A 17,679-nucleotide genomic window follows, 5' to 3' on the forward strand; every position below is an offset into this window, starting at 1 on the left:
GGCTGAAAGCCACATCCCCTCTCCCGCTTCGAACCTCCTTCTGAGCTGCTGTGGAAACACAGGCGTGCCTTTCGCGTTAAGAAAGAACGAGATGTATCGGTGTTATGCCGGTAAATTTAGGTGGTACCGCGGAAACATGTGTTTTCGTCCTTATTTAGTAGGGACGAGAGCGCATTTTTTTATTGTCCAGATTTCAGCGCCTAGGTGCGTACGTTTTTATTAATGGAATGAAAGGGGTAATTTGAATGAAAACGATTGTATTTATAGGTGCCGGTTCTATGGCAGAAGCTGTTATTGCAGGAATTGTGGAACAAGGTGCAGTGGTCCCTCAAAATATTTTTGTTATGAATAGATCTGATGATGAAAGGCTACTTTCATTACACAATAAATATGGTGTATCCATTGTCTGCAAGGAAAAAGAGGCGCTGAAAAATGCGGATCTCGTCGTTCTTGCGACGAAACCAAAAGATATCCATCAGGCGATGGCAGATGCACTTCCTTATTTGGACGATAAAACAGCGGTTTTGTCGGTTATTGCAGGCGTTTCAATTCAGACAATCGAAAATGGTCTTGGTGCAAGACCTATCGCACGCTCCATGCCAAATACCTCCGCTACAATCGGAAAATCTGCCAGTGGTATCGCGTGGAATCATGCGATTAGCGAAGAGTTGAAAAAACATATCCTCGGTCTGTTAGAGTCAATCGGAATGGTGAAAGAAGTAGAAGAAGATGACTTACATGCAGTCACTGCTCTTTCCGGTAGCGGCCCTGCATATGTCTATTATTTAGCAGAAGCACTTGAGGAAGCAGCGATCGGCAAAGGGCTTTCAAAAGATATTGCGCGCGCGCTTATCATCCAAACGCTTGAAGGCGCAGCGGCAATGTTGAAAGAAACAGGTACAGAGCCAGCGGAACTACGGAAAAACGTGACGAGCCCAGGCGGTACAACGGAAGCCGGATTGAATGCGTTGGAGAACGGGAAGTTCAAAGAAACGATTGCGCAATGTATTGGGAAAGCGGAGGCGCGTTCTCGTGAGCTAGGGGCGCAGTCTTAAAGCTATTCATTTTGCACAAAATAGTGGAACGCAAAACTCGAATAATAGGTCACTTTTATAAAACGTGTCTACTATTCGAGCTATCGTTCAAGTTTTCCATTAGGAAATAAAATCCTGTATTCTATTCAAAGAGTTCATGAGGATAAGTAACGGAAACAGTGTAGCGAAAAAAATACGACTTCCCCAGACTGCATTCCAAAACTTCTCTCCCTTACGCAATTTTAAAATAAGAATGAGAATCGAAATGCTACTTGCAGTAAATAGAAACCAACAAAAATCTTTCTGCCGCTTTATTCCATAGTTCAATTCTTCAATTTTCCACAAATTATTTTCAGAAAATGATAAGGTAATGATATCCTTTTCTAGCCCAATTATATTAATTTTTTTTACGATTACACTGTCTTTTTGCTGTGAAACAATATCATAACCATTTGGTAAAAATGAAAGCTTGTAGACAGCAAGATATGACAGAGAGCCCACTATGATAATGAATAGAGTGAAGCCTAAAAGCGTTCTGATTTTATATTTTACTGAGGAATTCATTATTTTCATGCCTACCTTTATGCTGCATCATTATTAACAAAGTGAAATAATCAACTATACCAAGCTATCGCTTTTCTATCAATCTCCAATGCTAGTTGTTCTTTTCCTTTAATGTATGATTCAATATCATAGGGAAAACGTTGAGACAGCCTCTTTTTTAAATCCCCATAATTTTGAGCAACATCTGGGGGTGCCCGTAAGTAATCCCGAAATGCAAGATGACGTTCAATTTCAGAATTCCCCCATTCATAAATATGAACATGATGAGTTCGATTATCTCCTCCTTTTTGGAAATATCGACGTTCAGGTATACCATTTTCCCCCTTTGGATCATAGCCAATGGCAACCATTGCCTTGTGAAATTCATCAATTCGATTAATGTCCCTCACTACCGGCATTATATCTATAATGGGCTTCGCCAGCAGTCCAATTACAGACGTGCTGCCGATATGGTGCATCTCGATAATTTCAGAACCGAAAATCTCATGCAATTTATGGGACTCTTCTTCAAAGTTTGAAGCCCATTGTTCATCATAAGGTTTAACTTCAACTATTCTCATTTAAATCTCACTTTCCGTCGTTCAATAAATCATTTTTTTTATAGCTTTATTAAACGATGATGTTTATTCTGATGAACAGTATAAGAATTATAATAACAGGGGCTCATCTGTTCATTTATAAAATTATAGTCCCCGTTAACGAAAGCTAGTTCTTTCTTTCTCCTAAAAAGTATTAGAATAATAGCCGCATAAATCACATCTTCATTGCGAAAAATAAGAATTAGTAAAAAATATCATGATAATTAATCCTAACCCTGCTACTAGTAAATAGACTCCACTAACAGTGAAAAAAGATATCTCTAAAAGTTTACTAACCCTTTTTTTATTGATTTTCAAGCCTGCCATCCCCCTATTTAATCAAACAACGTCTCTTTATCAGGGTCCCTTGAAAACTCAAAAAGTGTTTTTATTTGTGATTCTATCACTCTATCTTCAGAAAGATCTGGTATATTGTTTTCAGAGAAAAACTGAATACCACTCGTTTCGATTCCGGTAGCTGGAATACCTCCAACAATTTCACACTGAATAAAAACTTTATAATAATGATACGGTTGCGGAGGATGCGGATGTTTACTTTTATCGAACAAAGCAAGCAGTTTCTTAGGAACTACATCATAGCCAGATTCTTCTTTTATTTCCTTTATAATATTTTCAGACGGCGACAACCCTATATCGCAAAAACCACCAGGTAAAGACCATCTATTATCCATATTTTCTTTTACCATTAATATCGCATTATCTTTAAAAACTACTCCACGAACATCGACTTTAGGGGTTTGATAACCTGTTTCATTCATAAATAAATCCTTGATTTTTTGCATTTCTACCCCTGTGTGTTCTTCCATGATTTCTGCACTAATCATGCGTAATTCTTCATAACGCTCGATATCATACATGTCTTTTGAAAAGGTTAATCCTGATTGAGATATTGCTTGTATTCTCTTCGCCCATTCCAACCATTTAGTACTCATTAGTGACACCAATTTTCATAAAATCAATGAATTCTGTTACACTTTTAAAGATAGCATCAGGTTCAATCGTAAATTCCATTGAATGATAATCAGGTAACCATTGGACTCCTACAGTATGTACATTCGCTTGAACGCCAGCATCTATGTCTGCATCACTATCTCCGATAAATAGTGCCTCACTGCTTTCGACACCTAAAAGAGATAAAGCTTTTAATAACCCTTCTGGATCAGGTTTTGGTTTGTTTACATCATCCCCTGTTATGATGACTTCAAACAGCCCCTCCATCTGTAAAGCTTTCAAAGATAAATCTAAACTTCTTTTTGCCTTTCCAGTAAAGATCCCAATTTTGAGTCCTACTTCTTTTAAGTGCTTTACTAGATCAACAATTTCCTTATGTGATGTAACTAATTGGTTATGGCGTTCAGAGTACTTTGCATAGTACAACTCAATAGCTTCGTCTTTATTACTATTGGATAGGTTCTCTCGAATAATCCCGGTTTCTGACGGACCAAACATTGCCTTTATTTCTTCAATAGAAAGATTTTTATTATCAAACTCCTGGAAGACACACTGAAAAGCATAATAACAAATGGGTAAGGTATTCGCTAAAGTCCCATCAAAATCAAATATAATCGCTTTGATAATCAACACGTCCTTCAATTCGATTTTCACACCACTATTCGCCCTGTTTAACGGTGGCAACATACGTACCACCTATAATATCGTGGATTCCTCTTTTATCTTCACGAAATATAAGGCTAGACTACCAATCCAGATTAGATACTCTGTCCCCACACTAATCCATCCTCGTAAAGTCAAACTCTTATTTACTATTGTACCCTAATTGAATGAATTGTTGGAATTAATACAGTGAAACGAACTCTTTAAATGAAAAAAGAGTTACCGATCAAATTAAATTGATCAGCAACTCTTTTATCCAACAATGATAGTACCACTTACCTCATTCTACCCCGCTCTCCAAAATCGAAAAAGTCCCCTTATCGCAATTGATCTTTGCCATCACACCGTAGGGCAAAACAATTTTTGGTTCTGTGTGGCCGAAATTCAAATTATAGAGAATCGGTAAATCCACTAAGCCATATTCTTTCATGACCTGAAGAATAACTTCTTTATAGGATTCATAATATTTTTCGTCCTGTGGTTTCCCAAAAACGATGCCATTTGCCATTTGAAGAATACCTTGTGCAGCATAATTACGCAACCAGTATTTTATAAAACTAGGTTCGGGCTTTTCCTCCGATGTTTCGAAGAACAGAATGCTGTCCTTCCAATGCTTCTGTTCCGGCCAAATCTCTGTACCCTTCGCGAATTCTAGTACCTCGATACACCCACCAATCAATCTTCCTTGTACAACTCCCGACCCTTGAAGTACTTCATACCCATGATTTGGTAGCATTTTCCTGCGTCTATTCTTATTCCTTTCATGCCATTCCAAACGCTCACTCGTCCATTTTAGAGCGGGTTTAATTTTACCGATAACATCATCAGAAAAAAGTATCCGCTTCAACATATCAATTGTATAGGAATCCATCTCAACGTTTTCAGCGAAATCAGTTAAAATCGCCGGACCATAAAAAGAAGATATACCTGCTTTATGGCAAAACAGATGAGTAATCGTCACATCAGAATAACCCATGAATATTTTCGGGTTTTTTCGTATTATGTTGAAATCAATATATGGAAGTAAACGAATACTTTCTTCCCCACCAATATTCGCAAAGATTCCTTTAATGCTCTTATCCTTAAATGCCGTCATTAGATCTTCTGCACGAGCCTGTGGATGTTCATAAAGGTACTCTGAACCTTTCAAACTATTCGGCATCGGGAGGACCTCAAGGCCAAAAATACTTTCTACTCTTTTAACCCCTTGGTCATAACGCCATCTAAGTTCTGAATCACCTGCCCCTCCCCAAGAAGGACTTACTGTTGCAATTTTATCTCCTGGTTGCAGTTTCTTTGGTTTTTTTAGCAAACTAATCCCCACTTTCCCCTGTTGTTATCAGTCTATGCAAAATATTGCTCATTATCAGCTTCAATCATTGAATAATCTTAAGGCCTATCGTAACTCATTACCCATATTATTACATCCTTTTTTTTGCTTAGCTAGATAAGATTTTGCATCTTGGCAATCTGAACACATAGGTCTAGTGTACAATTTCAGTTACCTATTTTTACACTTAAATCCCCCTCTACACTAAAAAAAGCCATGCAGAATTTCCGCATGGCTTCATTCCTTTTACAATTTCACTTTTTGCAAGCGCAATGCATTCAATACAACGGACACCGAACTGAATGCCATCGCTGCCCCCGCAACCCAAGGGGCTAATAAACCAATTGCCGCAATAGGAATTCCGATTGTGTTGTAGAAGAATGCAAAGAATAGGTTTTGCTTAATATTGCGCATCGTTTTGCGACTCATAATAATCGCATCAGCTACACTATTAAGGTCTCCACGCATCAGAGTAATATCTGCTGCCTCTATCGCAATGTCTGTACCTGTTCCGACAGCCATTCCGATATTCGCCATCGCAAGTGCTGGCGCATCATTGATACCGTCCCCAACCATCGCAACTTTCTTACCTTGGTCTTGCAATTTTTTAATTTCATCACTTTTTTGTTCTGGTAACACTTCTGCAATGACATGAGATAGCCCAACTTGACGAGCTATTGCTTCCGCAGTTCGTTGGTTATCGCCTGTCAGCATGATTACTTCAAGACCCAATGCCTGCATTCTAGCAATGGCTTCTTTCGATGTTTCCTTCACTGTATCCGCGACTGCCACAATACCTGCAAGTTTATGATTCACAGCAATCAGCATCGCTGTTTTCCCTTCACTTTCAAGCTTTTCCATAGCAGCATTCGATTCTAAAATAGCGATTTTATAGTCGTTCATCAATTTTCTAGTACCGACTAATACTTCTTTACCACTAACATTTGCCCGGATACCATAGCCCGGTAACGCTTCAAAATCAGACACGTCAAGTAGCGATAACCCTTTTTCTTTGACGCCTAAAACAATGGCTTGTGCTAAAGGATGCTCGGACTGATTTTCAGCTGTTGCAACTAATTGCAGCACTTCATCTTCTGTAAAGCCTGCTGCCACTGTAATATCTGTTAACGCAGGTTGACCTTTTGTCACTGTACCTGTTTTATCCAACACGACAGTGTCAATTGAACGGGTATTTTCCAAATGTTCTCCGCCTTTAAAGAGTAAGCCCATTTCAGCTGCCCTACCTGACCCTGCCATAATCGATGTCGGCGTTGCCAAACCTAACGCACATGGACAAGCAATAACTAGAATCGAGATTGTTGGTATCAATGCCGAACGGAAATCGCCTGGTGTTACAATGAAAAACCAGATTAGGAACGTTGCAACTGCAATAACGACAACAACCGGTACAAAGATACCTGAAATTTTGTCTGCTAAACGTTGGATTTCAGCTTTCGAACCTTGTGCTTCTTCCACTACTTTTACAATTTGTGCCAACGCTGTATCTTTTCCAACTTTTGTTGCTGTGATTTGCAATGAACCATTCTTATTGATTGTCGCACCAATGACTTTATCACCTGCAACTTTATCAACTGGGATACTTTCACCTGTAATCATCGATTCATCGATGGCTGAACGTCCTTCAATAATTTCGCCATCCACCGGAATCCTTTCACCTGGCTTCACAAGAATTGTGTCTCCCACGATAACTTCTTCAATCGGCAGTTCCATTTCAAAGCTATCTCTTAGGACTCTCGCTGTTTTAGCTTGTAAACCTAGTAACTTTTGAATCGCCTGACTCGTTTTACCTTTTGCACGAACTTCAAATAATTTACCAAGTACGATTAATGTAATGATGACAGCGGACGCTTCAAAATATAGCTCGGGACTTCCAACTTTGCCATTATTCATCCATTCAATCGATAAATAAAGGCTATAGAAGTATGCCGCACTCGTACCTAGAGCAACCAATACGTCCATGTTGGCACTTTTATTCCGTAGTGAATTAAAAGCACCTTTATAAAATTGAGCGCCAATGATAAATTGAACAGGCGTCGCAAATGCAAGCTGAAGCCACGGATTCATTAGAATATGAGGCATATAAATAAATGATAAAAACTCAAAATGCGCCACCATTGTCCATAGTAATGGAATCGTTAAAATCAGTGAAATAATGAACTTTTTCTCTTGCTTTTTGATTTCTTGTTCCTTGTGATCCATTTTGTCTTTGCTATCTTGTTTTGGAATTAATTCATAGCCCATTTTCTTAACGGCCGTAATCATCTCTGTTGTTTCAACTTGTTTACTATCATATTCGACTGCAATTGTTTCTAGCGCAAAGTTAACACTTGCGTTGGAAACACCATCCATCTTGCCAATACGTTTTTCGATTTTCGTCGCACATGCCGCACAAGTCATACCTGAAATGTCAAAAGCTACTTTTTCTTGAACGACGTTAAATCCAAGTTTTTCAACTCTCGCCTTAAACTCATTGACATTCGTTTTAGCTGGATCGTAGACGATTGTTGAACTTTCCAATGCAAAGTTAACGTTTGCTTTCTCAACACCCTCTATTTTTGAGAGCCCTTTTTCAATGCGATTCGCACATGCTGCACAAGTCATTCCAGTAATTTGTAACGTTTTTTCAGAAGTAGCCATTTGTCTCTCCTCCAATACTCGGTAGGGGTATATTTATTTCAAAAAGAAGGATCATACCAAAAAGTATAATCGTTTCTACTACTATATACCCCCACGTGGTGTAAGCTGACAGTCTATTCGTTAAACGAGTTCGTAGCCTTGCTCTTCAATCGTTTCCTTGATTTGCGCAAATGTAGTTGCATTGTCAAATTCTACTGATACTTCATTATTGCCAAGATCTACTTTGACTGTTGAAACACCCGTAAGTTCCCCAACGCTCGTTTCGATTGAATTAACACAATGATTACATGACATGCCTTCTACTTTTAACGTTTCTTTCAAATTAAAAACCTCCTATTTTTATTATTACCCTAAACTTACTATACCCCTGTTAGGTATGTCAAGCGAGGAGCATTTTTACTTCGTCATTGTTTTCATAACGTCCATCAATTCTTTAATAGCCGCATCACCATTCTGACCTTTAATGGCATTGACTACACAGTGATGTGTATGATCTTCTAACAAGGCTAAAGAAACCTTGTTCATGGCTGATTGAATCGCGCTAATCTGATGCAAAATATCGACACAATAGCGATCATTCTCGACCATTTGATGAACGCCTCTTACTTGTCCTTCTACACGTTTTAACCGGTTAAGAAGCTGTTGTTTATTTGGTTGGACTGTTGTTTTGGTTGATTCCTCCATGATTTTACCTCCTTAAGCAGGTGCATATACCCCGTACCCCTATATTAGCATTTTACTTGGTGTGGGTCAACGAGTTCGCTTTTTAGGTTATTCCCCTCAAAATAATGCACTAATTTGAAAAATGGTTCCCTTCTTTTGCTATGTTCACTATATTTTTCGGTGCCTTAAATCGATCCGTCATCCCTGTGACTTTACTTTCCACTACCTCAATGTACAGTTGCTGGGACGTCGTCAACTCTAGTTCATCGACTTCACTCATTTACTCTGCCATGACTGCTAGTTGCTTGGCATATAATATTGATCCAAATGCGATTCCACCATTCCCTGCTAGTTTAACCATTTTCTCTAAACTAAATCCTCCTTCATCTCTTTAGTTACACGATAGGTGTTGCATGTTGCAAATCAGACTTTTCAATTTGAATCGTTGTATGCATGATTTTAAACTGCTTCTCGATTTGTTGAATCGCTTGTTGAAGTATGCGCTGTTCATCTTCATTATCCTTAATTAGCAGGTGGCAAGTAAGTGAATCCAATGCGGATGTAATTGTCCATACATGCAAATCATGTACATTGATAACACCTTCGATCGCTTCTAATGTCTGCTTGACCTCTTGTTGATCAATTGTAATCGGTGTACCTTCCATTAGAATATGAATCGTCTGTTTAATAATCCCCCATGCACCTTTTAGGATTAACAACGCCACGACAACACTGATAATTGGGTCTGCAACATACCAGTCAAAGAAGTACATAACAATCCCGGCTATAATCGCTCCGACAGAACCAAGTGCATCGCCAAGGACATGCAGATAGGCACTGCGTAAATTTACATTATCCTTCACATCGCCTTTGCTAATTAAAAACCAAGCACTAAGTAGATTGGCCGCTAACCCAATGAACGCAATGATAATCATCGAACCACTCGCAACAGTCTGTGGCTCAAAGAAACGTCCATACGCATGATAAACAATCATTCCTGCGATGACAAACAACGTTACCCCGTTAAATAATGCTGCTAAAATCTCAAATCGATAATAACCGTATGTTTTTTTAGGTGAAGCCGCCCGCGCAGCAAACCAAATTGCTACTAAACTTAGCGCCAATGACCCCGCGTCGCTCAACATATGCCCCGAATCGGCAAGTAAAGCCAAACTGTTCGTCAGCAAACCTCCAAAAAACTCTAACAGCATAATCCCGGCAGTAATTACAAATGCTATCGCAAGTCCTTTTTTATTTCCTTCTCTAGCGTGACTGTGATGATGACCGTGGTCGTGATCATGCATGAAAAATCACTCCTTATCTTTTAGTCGTTCTCCAGTATAACTGTCGAGCTAAACATTTATGTTTGGCTATAATTATGTAGATTACCCATATACATAATGGGGGTATAATTTATTTAAAAAGAATGATTAAACCTAAAGGCATAATCCAATAAACTACTTTCTACCCGTACATGACGTTTGAAACTGTTGATTTACTTATGTTGTAATTAGATGACGTATAGCCTTCTTCAGTTCTCTGAGCATTATCAAACTCCACAACATACATCGACTTTGACAGAAGACACACCGATAAGACCTTCATTTGAATTGACACAACTAGTGCAAGACTTCCCTTGTACTTGCATTAGACCTCTTATTTTGAACACCTACTACTTTATTAATAATTTCAATTTACCATACCCCCGTGCAGTATGTAAATCAAAGAATAAAAAGTCCATCCCTCATTATTTCGAAAAGGCTTACTATTAGTCCTCTAATACAATATCTTGTTTTTCAACCGTTATATAGAATAGCTCTAAAACTGCATTTGGGCGATGGAATCATACGGTTGTTTAAAATATGATCAGTCGACTATCTAGCAATCGAGGAACCTACACAATCAGCCGGTTTTCCGGCCGAAATTAACAATAATACATCTCGAATGGTAAAACCTAATTCATACGATGACTTCAAGTCATGAAATTGTCGGAACTCTTCCTCCATTTCAAATTTGCGAATGCTACACTGGATTAAATTGGTGTATCTGAGTAAATCAGATAATCAATATTATCAGTGAGTTGGAGGTTACTATCGGTATTGAAAATCAAACTTATGCATAAACATCAGTCATTCTACTCAGGTTGTAGTTTAAAGAGATTTTAAAAACATGTAAGAGGAGGCGTTCCATCTTGTCTACAAGTTCATTAATCAGTTTAAGCAGTACAGCACTTTATATATCCTTTTTTATCTACTTACTAGCAATTATTCCTTTAGGACTAGCAGTTAGATCGAAAAGAAAGATATTTTCAATACTTGGAATAACACTGACTTGGGTAGGTTTCATTTTACAGATTGTTTATTTTATAACTAGATGGTCTGTTGCCGGACATGCACCAGTCAGCAACCTTTATGAATTCATGACGTTCTTTGGCATTATGCTCGTTGGAAGTTTCCTGATTATGTATTATTTATATCGCCAAAGTGTAATTGGACTCTTTGCTCTTCCGATAGCACTGCTAATTCTTGGCTATGCAAATGCATTTTCGAAAGATATAACGCCCCTTATTCCGGCTTTGCAAAGTAATTGGTTAACAATACACGTACTAACAGTAGCCTTTTCTAGTGCGGTATTGTCCATATCTTTTGTTACAGGTATTATCTACCTTTTAAAAACAGTTAATCCAACTGAAAAAAGCAAGAATACATTCTGTTTGGAGCTCGTCATGTATTTTATGGTAGTCGTATTGGGCTTCATTCTAATGACTAGCACATTTAATGCAGTCGGTTATACTAAAAATCTTCAATTCGAAAATCATAAATCTGAGATGGACGTTTATAACTATAAATTACCAGCCATTACCGTTCCTAAAAACTCAGTAGTTGTCCAATCAGTGGATGCGAATTCTTATGAGGCTGTCGATCAAAAAAACGGTATTATAGAGATTCCAAACTCGATTGATGCATTAAAATTGAATACAATAATATGGTCATTCCTTGTAGGGACTGTGCTCTACACAGTGATTCGTCTTTTCACGAAGCGAAAAATCATTTCTCTACTCAAACCACTTACTCATAAAGTAAATGCGAACTATATGGATGAAATTACTTACCGAGCAGTCATCATTGGTTTTCCTTTGTTCACACTTGGTGGACTGATATTCGCTATGATTTGGGCCCAATTTGCTTGGAGCCGTTTCTGGGGGTGGGACCCGAAAGAAATTTGGGCTTTAATCACCTTCTTATTTTATGCCACAATGCTACATTTAAGGGTAGGGAAAGGATGGGAAGGAGAAAGAACTGCTTGGATGGCAGTCATTGGTTTTGGAATAATTATTTTCAATCAAGTCTTCGTGAACCTTGTAATTGCTGGGCTGCATTCATATGCTTAATAAAAAATATTGATAGATCGAGTTATGTTACTCACTAAACGAAAAAACGATTCCCCATTTCAACATGGTGGAATCGTTTTTTTTAACAGTTTGTTGAATTTAATTGTTAACTAAATTAAATCTCTAAATAGTAAATCAGACGATACAGGTTTCAATCCTATTTCTCTAGACCAAACAGATAATTGTCCAATATGATGAATTTCATGTGATAGTATATGTGTAATTATTTTATCAAACGAGAATGAATTAGTAGTACCATTTCTACTCTTTACTACCAAAGTTCTATCTTCAGATTCAGACGTATGTGATTTTATGAAGCTCTCTGTTGCTGGTTTGGTTAGATTAGAAAATGACTTAACAACATTAAGGCTTGATATTCTATTTATATCTTTAATGATGACTGATGTACCTTGCATTTGATTAACCCATATTTGTTCGCAGTCAATTACATGAAATAGATTATGTATTATGCTCTGCATACCCCCCATACGTTTTTTAGTGAGTTCTTCGTATGGGATGGTTTCACACCACTTAAACCAGTCTTCTCTGATTTGCCAATTATACTGAAACATATTTATCAATTAAATCACTCCAAACTTTTTCAACGCGAACTCAATTCCGTCTTCACTTGACTTTTTAGTTACGAAATCTGCAATTGTTTTTATTTTTTCATTCCCATTCCCCATAGCTATACCAAGTCCTACTAAATCCAACATGTCTATGTCATTCTCTCCATCACCAAACGCAATGGCCTCTGATTTATCAATGTCAAAATACTTTAAAACTTTTATAATGGCTAATGATTTAGATACTTCTTCTTGTAGTACATTCAATACAAAAGGATGCCATCTCTTAAATGTTAGATACGGAAATTTTTGAATGTATTTCTCAACCGTTTCGTCAGTTGCATACAAACACATTAAGTAAACCTCTTGATTATAAATCAGTTTATTTATTGTAGGATAGTTATTCAATGATAGAGTTTCCTTCAACGCTTTTACTATTTCAGTATCTTTTACACCATTCATGCTAAAATCTTCAGTGAAGAATGAAAGACCTTGATTCTCTGTAAAGGAAAATTCAACGACTTCTTGAATCACATTTTTATCCATCGGCACTTTATGAATAACTTGGTGATTGTGTTTGACATATGCTCCATTCGCAGTGATGAACGTATCTATTCCTAGTGCTTTTATTTCTTCGCACATAGATAATGGTCTTCCTGTTGCCGCTACTACTCTTATTCCTTTGTTCACTAATGCTTTGACTGCTTCTTTAGTATTAATTGAAATACTCCCATCTTCATGGTGCGTTATTGTTCCATCAACATCGAAAAACACAATTTTGTAAGCCATAAAAATCCCCTTCAGTAGCAGTAAGTTGAAAAGTGAGAAAATTGACATTAAATCATACTATACGTTTTTGGATTAAGCTGCTGTTGCAGTAACTAATGATATACTTCGTAAATCTTAAAGCCATTTCAATTCTCTGCTCATCAGAAGTGAAAAACTCGATCCCAGCACCTTTACGAACATTTATTGCTTCCTTAATTATCTGATGCCATTCCTCTGGTAGATGTAGCAATCCATACTCGCCAGCACCAAGTTTTGATAGTACGTTATGTTCTTTTAAGGTATAATATCGGCGTAACAATCCGAGAATCGACCATTCAATTTCAAAATCAATCTCTTCGGCTGATAGATGAAGTAACTGTCCCAATGAACTCTCAATTCTTTGGATCCGTTGTGCCCAATACGTATTCATATTTTCATGTACATAAGAAACTAAGAGCTGTGGTTCAACTTCAAATCTTAGCGCAGTTGGTTCTGGACCTAAAATGCTAATTCCATTCGTTTTCAGTATCCACCAAGTGATAGAGTTAAAATAAGCACCATAACTCAATTTACCATCGTTATAGAAAGGATAAATATTATCATCAGCTTCTAGTTTACCAATATCCTCCCAAAGAACATAGACTCCATCCATTTCTGGTTTTGATAGTTACTGGCAATAATACTATGAATTTCGGCTAATACTTCCACTTCTTCTCCTGACAAACGGCGATTTATTATTGCAATAAAATCAATATCACTTGACTCATTCACATAGGCATTCAGTGCAATTGATCCTTGGATATAAAATCCTTCGAGCGTGTTTGGTAAACGCTCATGAAACAAGGCGATGTAGTCCTTTAGAATGGTCTGTACAACAACTGGTAATTACTGCATCAAGTTCTCCCCTTAATAAAAATGCATAATTCTCCACTAGTACAATGAATCCTATTTACTGTGTTTTAAATAAACAATATCTCCATTTTTCGTCACATCAAAAACTTCGTTATCTTCTGAATATAAAATTTTCACGTTGTCTATAGAATCTGTACCTTCAAAGAATATCCCAAACTTATTACTCTCAGGATAACCATATAGATAACAAACCACTTTTCCGTCTTTCATGAAAACGATTTGATTCATGCCCTCACTGACTGTTTCACTGATATTCCCCCACTTATATCCTATTATTTCATATATCGTTTCTTTTGAAAAATATGGATCGAATGAATAAACTTTATCCCATTCAAATGGGGTAAATGTGGTCAAATTCACCTTTTTATTAGTTGCATTTTTTGACAAAATTTCATTTTTAAGCAATTTAAAATTAGAATCCCATATATCTTCTTTAAAAGGATTCATAACGAGTAAACTTACACATACAAGCAAAAACATTAAAATAACAACATATTTCCTTTGCTTCATAGTACATATCCCCCCTTTGTCAATGGGTTGCAAATTACTTCCATTAGTTAGACGAGCAGTATGACAAAAGGTTCAAATTATTAGCAAACTACAATCAAAGCTGCGCCGATTTAATACTAGAGAGGAGCCCGATTTCGATGTATCTTAAAATTAGGCTCCTTTCATTTTCTAACTTTACACACATACACCATAGAAGTACTTTTCACATTGAGCTCATTTTTATCCCAATCATACCCTTTGCTTAAATCGAATTCAATCTTAGCTTCTCTAATTCAACCTCAATCTGATTTAAATCGATTCGTTCAAATAAAGGACTTACTTGAAAGGTTTGATATATTGATTTTTCTATGGGTTCCCAAGTAAATGGTGCTAAATTCAACATTGCTTTCACTTTATCACTTGAAAAAGGTAGGAATGGCGATAATAACTGAGCACAATTTGCAATAATATGCACACATGTAAGTAAAATATTCTTGCACTCTTCCCTGTTCTCATGGATTTCTTTCCAAGGTTGTTTTGTATCAAAGTATTTATTTCCGAAACGAATGGTTTCAAAAATCGTTTCAATCGCTTGTTTAAAATGACCTTGTTCAATCAAGTGACCAATCTCACCATATCTAAATTGAATCATTTCTATAATATCTAGATCCAGGTTTCCAGAAACAGCCCCTTCAAATGACTTGTCAATAAACTTCAACGTCCGATTTACGAGGTTACCGTAAGCACCAAGAAGCTCAGAATTATGACTGAAAATGAATTCACGCCACGAAAAATCAGCGTCTCTATTTTCAGGTGCATTTGCAGTTAGAAAGTATCGAATGGAGTCAGGATCATAACTTTCCAAAATGGCGGGAACCCACACAGCCCAGTTTTTGCTCGTTGATAGTTTCTTTTTTTCTAATGTTAAGTACTCGTTTGAAACGATATGTGTTGGAAAAGCGTCCTTTCCAATACCCGATAAAATAGATGGCCAAATAATCGAGTGGAAGGGAATATTGTCTTTCCCATGTACATAGTAAGATACGGTCGCTTCATTCCAAAAAGCTTCATCACTTTGATTAGTGTCAATCGCCCATTGTTGACTGGCCGAATAATAACCTGATACTGCTTCAATCCAAACGTACACTTTTTTATCCTCATAACCTTGTACTGGGACACTAACTCCATTTTGTAAATCTCTGGACACAGCGCGGTCATGTAAACCTTCTGTCAAATATCTTTCTGATAAATGGATGGCATTTTCTCTCCACGCTTTGTTTGCCCGAACCTTCTTAACTTGCTCTTCTAGCTCATGTTGAAATGAACTTAATGAAAAGTAGAAGTGTTCCGTTGCCTTTGTGGTTGGTTCATTGCCACAAATTTTGCATTTACGGTCAATTAAATCAAGCGGATCAAGGATGGTTGAACAATTATCACATTGATCCCCACGAGATGGATGTCCACAGTTCGGACAAACACCCTCCACATACCGATCCGGTAAAAATTGGTGGTCAAACTTACAATACGTTTGTTCAATCTCTTTTTTATAAATATATCCATTCTCAAGTAGCTGCAAGAAAATCCGCTGGACAACTTCATGATGTTGTTGACTATCCGTTCTGGAATAAAAATCATAACTAAATCCCAGTATCGCAAAGCTTTCTATAAATTCTTGATGATAGCGATCTGCGATATCTTGAATCGCTAGCCCTTCTTGATTGGCCCTAATCGAAATAGGTGTACCATTACAATCGCTACCTGACACATATAAGACGGATTCACCCTTTAGTCGGTAATACCTCGCTAAAATATCCCCCGGTAACAACGCTGCGATATGACCTAAATGCAATGACCCATTGGCATATGGCCACGCGCCCCCAATTAAAATGCTCAAACCAATTCCTCCTTTTTAGGGCATACAAAAAACCCCGCCACTTATCGTATCGATAAGGACGAGGTTAATATTTCACTCGTGGTACCACCTTAATTCACAAATAGCTCACGCCACTTGTCTTAGTAAGTACGTCGCTACAATTCATGCGAGTATACTTTGACATTTGTAACAAGTGCCAAATCTTGTTGCAGCCTACTCATCCACGGATTTTCAGTGCAAAGCTCGGAGATCATGTTCATCAGACTAGTTTGCTTCATTTCCACCAACAGAAGCTCTCTATATAACATCGTCTCATTACTTTTCCTCGTCATCGCCGTTTGATATAAGGTTTGAATTGATTATAGAGAAGTGTGTGTGTAAATGCAAATAATAAATAAACGTATTTCGTTGTTCATGTAAACCATACTTGTATCACAACGTCAGCGATACACTACAGTGGATTATTACAAGTGAAGGAGTCACTATGCATTATTTATGGGATTAGTGAATAATGAGTTGCGCCAAAAATAATTTCGATTGCAAAAATAAATCTAGTTACTTTTATGTAAGTTATTTCCTCATCTAGACTATGCCATTTTGGGAACTTATATTCATTGTAATTATAATGTATTCTGTATAATTATATTTAAAATCTCTAATTTATCCAAGTCCTTATTGTTATTTTTTGTTCTTCTATAGCCATCTTCTAGCGATTTATTATAGACTTTAACGAAATCCAAAATCGTAGGTAAATAATATTCTGAACCAGCATCTTCAAATAGGTTTAAACTTGTATAATCTACATCCGCAAATTCCAATAAATCTTCCGTAAAAGCAAACCCAATTTTAATATCATTTTTAATAAATTCATGTTCCTGTAAGTTAACCATTCTATAGCCTAGCTGTTCCATGGTATGTTGGAGAAATTTCCATTTTTCTTCTAAATAAGTTAAGGGCACAAGTATATCAATATCTTGAGGAGAAAAGTCGATATTTGTTACTTTTCCAAGACCTAATGAACCATATAAGACGGGTACAATGTCTAACTGTTGATTTAATAATCCAGAAATACATATAAATTCTTCATATAAATAATGTTCTCTATTCATAATTTCCCCTTCTATCCGTCAAAACTATATTTATATATAGTAGTAACTTTCACTCGTTTTTTTTGCACAGAAATCGATTCGGTATTAAAGTCATTTATCATCTTTTGGT

Annotated in this window: 17 protein-coding genes and 2 other annotated features (1 of these 19 running past the window's edge); of the genes, 2 read left to right on the top strand and 15 right to left on the bottom strand. The window is 37.0% G+C overall.

The window, feature by feature from the left end; all coding sequences use genetic code 11:
- Positions 1-155, top strand: a binding site (T-box leader) (it extends 59 nt beyond the left edge of the window).
- Positions 156-245: 90 nt separating this feature from the next.
- Positions 246-1,055, top strand: coding sequence for a pyrroline-5-carboxylate reductase (gene proC / locus MKZ26_RS02920; RefSeq protein ID WP_340764273.1), 810 nt, complete (start codon positions 246-248; stop codon positions 1,053-1,055).
- A 99-nt stretch (positions 1,056-1,154) separates the two neighbouring features.
- Here proC and MKZ26_RS02925 read toward each other — a convergent pair whose 3' ends face one another.
- From MKZ26_RS02925 to MKZ26_RS02965, 9 genes are all read right to left on the bottom strand, one after another.
- Positions 1,155-1,598 (bottom strand): hypothetical protein, encoded by a 444-nt coding sequence (locus MKZ26_RS02925; RefSeq protein WP_340764274.1) that lies wholly within the window; start codon positions 1,596-1,598, stop codon positions 1,155-1,157.
- Positions 1,599-1,648: 50 nt separating this feature from the next.
- A complete protein-coding gene (locus MKZ26_RS02930; RefSeq protein WP_340764276.1) occupies positions 1,649-2,158 on the bottom strand; it encodes a GrpB family protein in 510 nt (169 codons plus the stop codon).
- Between the two features lie 353 nt (positions 2,159-2,511).
- Positions 2,512-3,129 carry an NUDIX hydrolase gene (locus MKZ26_RS02935; RefSeq protein WP_340764277.1) on the bottom strand — a complete coding sequence of 206 codons (618 nt, stop codon included), beginning with the start codon at positions 3,127-3,129 and terminating at the stop codon, positions 2,512-2,514.
- Positions 3,119-3,775, bottom strand: coding sequence for an HAD family hydrolase (locus MKZ26_RS02940; protein WP_340767599.1), 657 nt, complete (start codon positions 3,773-3,775; stop codon positions 3,119-3,121). Before MKZ26_RS02940 ends, MKZ26_RS02935 begins: the two co-directional genes overlap by 11 nt.
- Positions 3,776-4,091: 316 nt before the next feature.
- On the bottom strand, positions 4,092-5,123 hold the full coding sequence (locus tag MKZ26_RS02945) for a S66 family peptidase (RefSeq protein ID WP_340764278.1): 1,032 nt from the start codon (positions 5,121-5,123) through the stop codon (positions 4,092-4,094).
- Positions 5,124-5,387: 264 nt separating this feature from the next.
- Positions 5,388-7,799, bottom strand: coding sequence for a heavy metal translocating P-type ATPase (locus tag MKZ26_RS02950; protein WP_340764280.1), 2,412 nt, complete (start codon positions 7,797-7,799; stop codon positions 5,388-5,390).
- A gap of 120 nt (positions 7,800-7,919) precedes the next feature.
- Positions 7,920-8,120, bottom strand: a complete 201-nt coding sequence (gene copZ, locus MKZ26_RS02955) for a copper chaperone CopZ (protein WP_082786566.1) — start codon at positions 8,118-8,120, stop codon at positions 7,920-7,922.
- A gap of 75 nt (positions 8,121-8,195) precedes the next feature.
- Positions 8,196-8,483 carry a metal-sensitive transcriptional regulator gene (locus tag MKZ26_RS02960; RefSeq protein WP_067209184.1) on the bottom strand — a complete coding sequence of 96 codons (288 nt, stop codon included), beginning with the start codon at positions 8,481-8,483 and terminating at the stop codon, positions 8,196-8,198.
- 374 nt (positions 8,484-8,857) lie between these two features.
- Positions 8,858-9,766 carry a cation diffusion facilitator family transporter gene (locus MKZ26_RS02965; RefSeq protein WP_340764282.1) on the bottom strand — a complete coding sequence of 303 codons (909 nt, stop codon included), beginning with the start codon at positions 9,764-9,766 and terminating at the stop codon, positions 8,858-8,860.
- 887 nt (positions 9,767-10,653) lie between these two features.
- Here MKZ26_RS02965 and ccsB point away from each other — a divergent pair.
- Entirely contained in the window at positions 10,654-11,853 is a 1,200-nt protein-coding gene (ccsB, locus tag MKZ26_RS02970) for a c-type cytochrome biogenesis protein CcsB (RefSeq protein ID WP_340764283.1), read from the top strand.
- 110 nt (positions 11,854-11,963) lie between these two features.
- Here the strand turns inward: ccsB and MKZ26_RS02975 are convergent, their stop codons facing one another.
- From MKZ26_RS02975 to MKZ26_RS03000, 6 genes are all read right to left on the bottom strand, one after another.
- The gene (locus MKZ26_RS02975) at positions 11,964-12,425 is read right to left on the bottom strand and encodes a DinB family protein (RefSeq protein WP_340767600.1); all 462 of its coding nucleotides are present in this window, start codon (positions 12,423-12,425) and stop codon (positions 11,964-11,966) included.
- 9 nt (positions 12,426-12,434) lie between these two features.
- Complete coding sequence (locus tag MKZ26_RS02980; protein ID WP_340764285.1) at positions 12,435-13,208, bottom strand: Cof-type HAD-IIB family hydrolase; 774 nt, start codon at positions 13,206-13,208, stop codon at positions 12,435-12,437.
- Positions 13,209-13,260: 52 nt separating this feature from the next.
- Entirely contained in the window at positions 13,261-13,839 is a 579-nt protein-coding gene (locus MKZ26_RS02985; protein ID WP_340764286.1) for an aminoglycoside adenylyltransferase domain-containing protein, read from the bottom strand.
- A gap of 293 nt (positions 13,840-14,132) precedes the next feature.
- Positions 14,133-14,609 (bottom strand): hypothetical protein, encoded by a 477-nt coding sequence (locus MKZ26_RS02990; protein WP_340764288.1) that lies wholly within the window; start codon positions 14,607-14,609, stop codon positions 14,133-14,135.
- Positions 14,610-14,850: 241 nt separating this feature from the next.
- Positions 14,851-16,482: a methionine--tRNA ligase gene (gene metG / locus MKZ26_RS02995; protein ID WP_340764289.1), complete on the bottom strand. Its 1,632-nt coding sequence runs from the start codon at positions 16,480-16,482 to the stop codon at positions 14,851-14,853.
- Between the two features lie 51 nt (positions 16,483-16,533).
- Positions 16,534-16,802: a binding site (T-box leader), on the bottom strand.
- A 279-nt stretch (positions 16,803-17,081) separates the two neighbouring features.
- On the bottom strand, positions 17,082-17,570 hold the full coding sequence (locus tag MKZ26_RS03000) for a hypothetical protein (RefSeq protein WP_067209151.1): 489 nt from the start codon (positions 17,568-17,570) through the stop codon (positions 17,082-17,084).
- Between the last annotated feature and the right edge of the window lie 109 nt (positions 17,571-17,679).

This window comes from Sporosarcina sp. FSL K6-6792 (genome assembly GCF_038004885.1).
GTDB classification, from domain to species: Bacteria; Bacillota; Bacilli; order Bacillales_A; family Planococcaceae; genus Sporosarcina; species Sporosarcina psychrophila.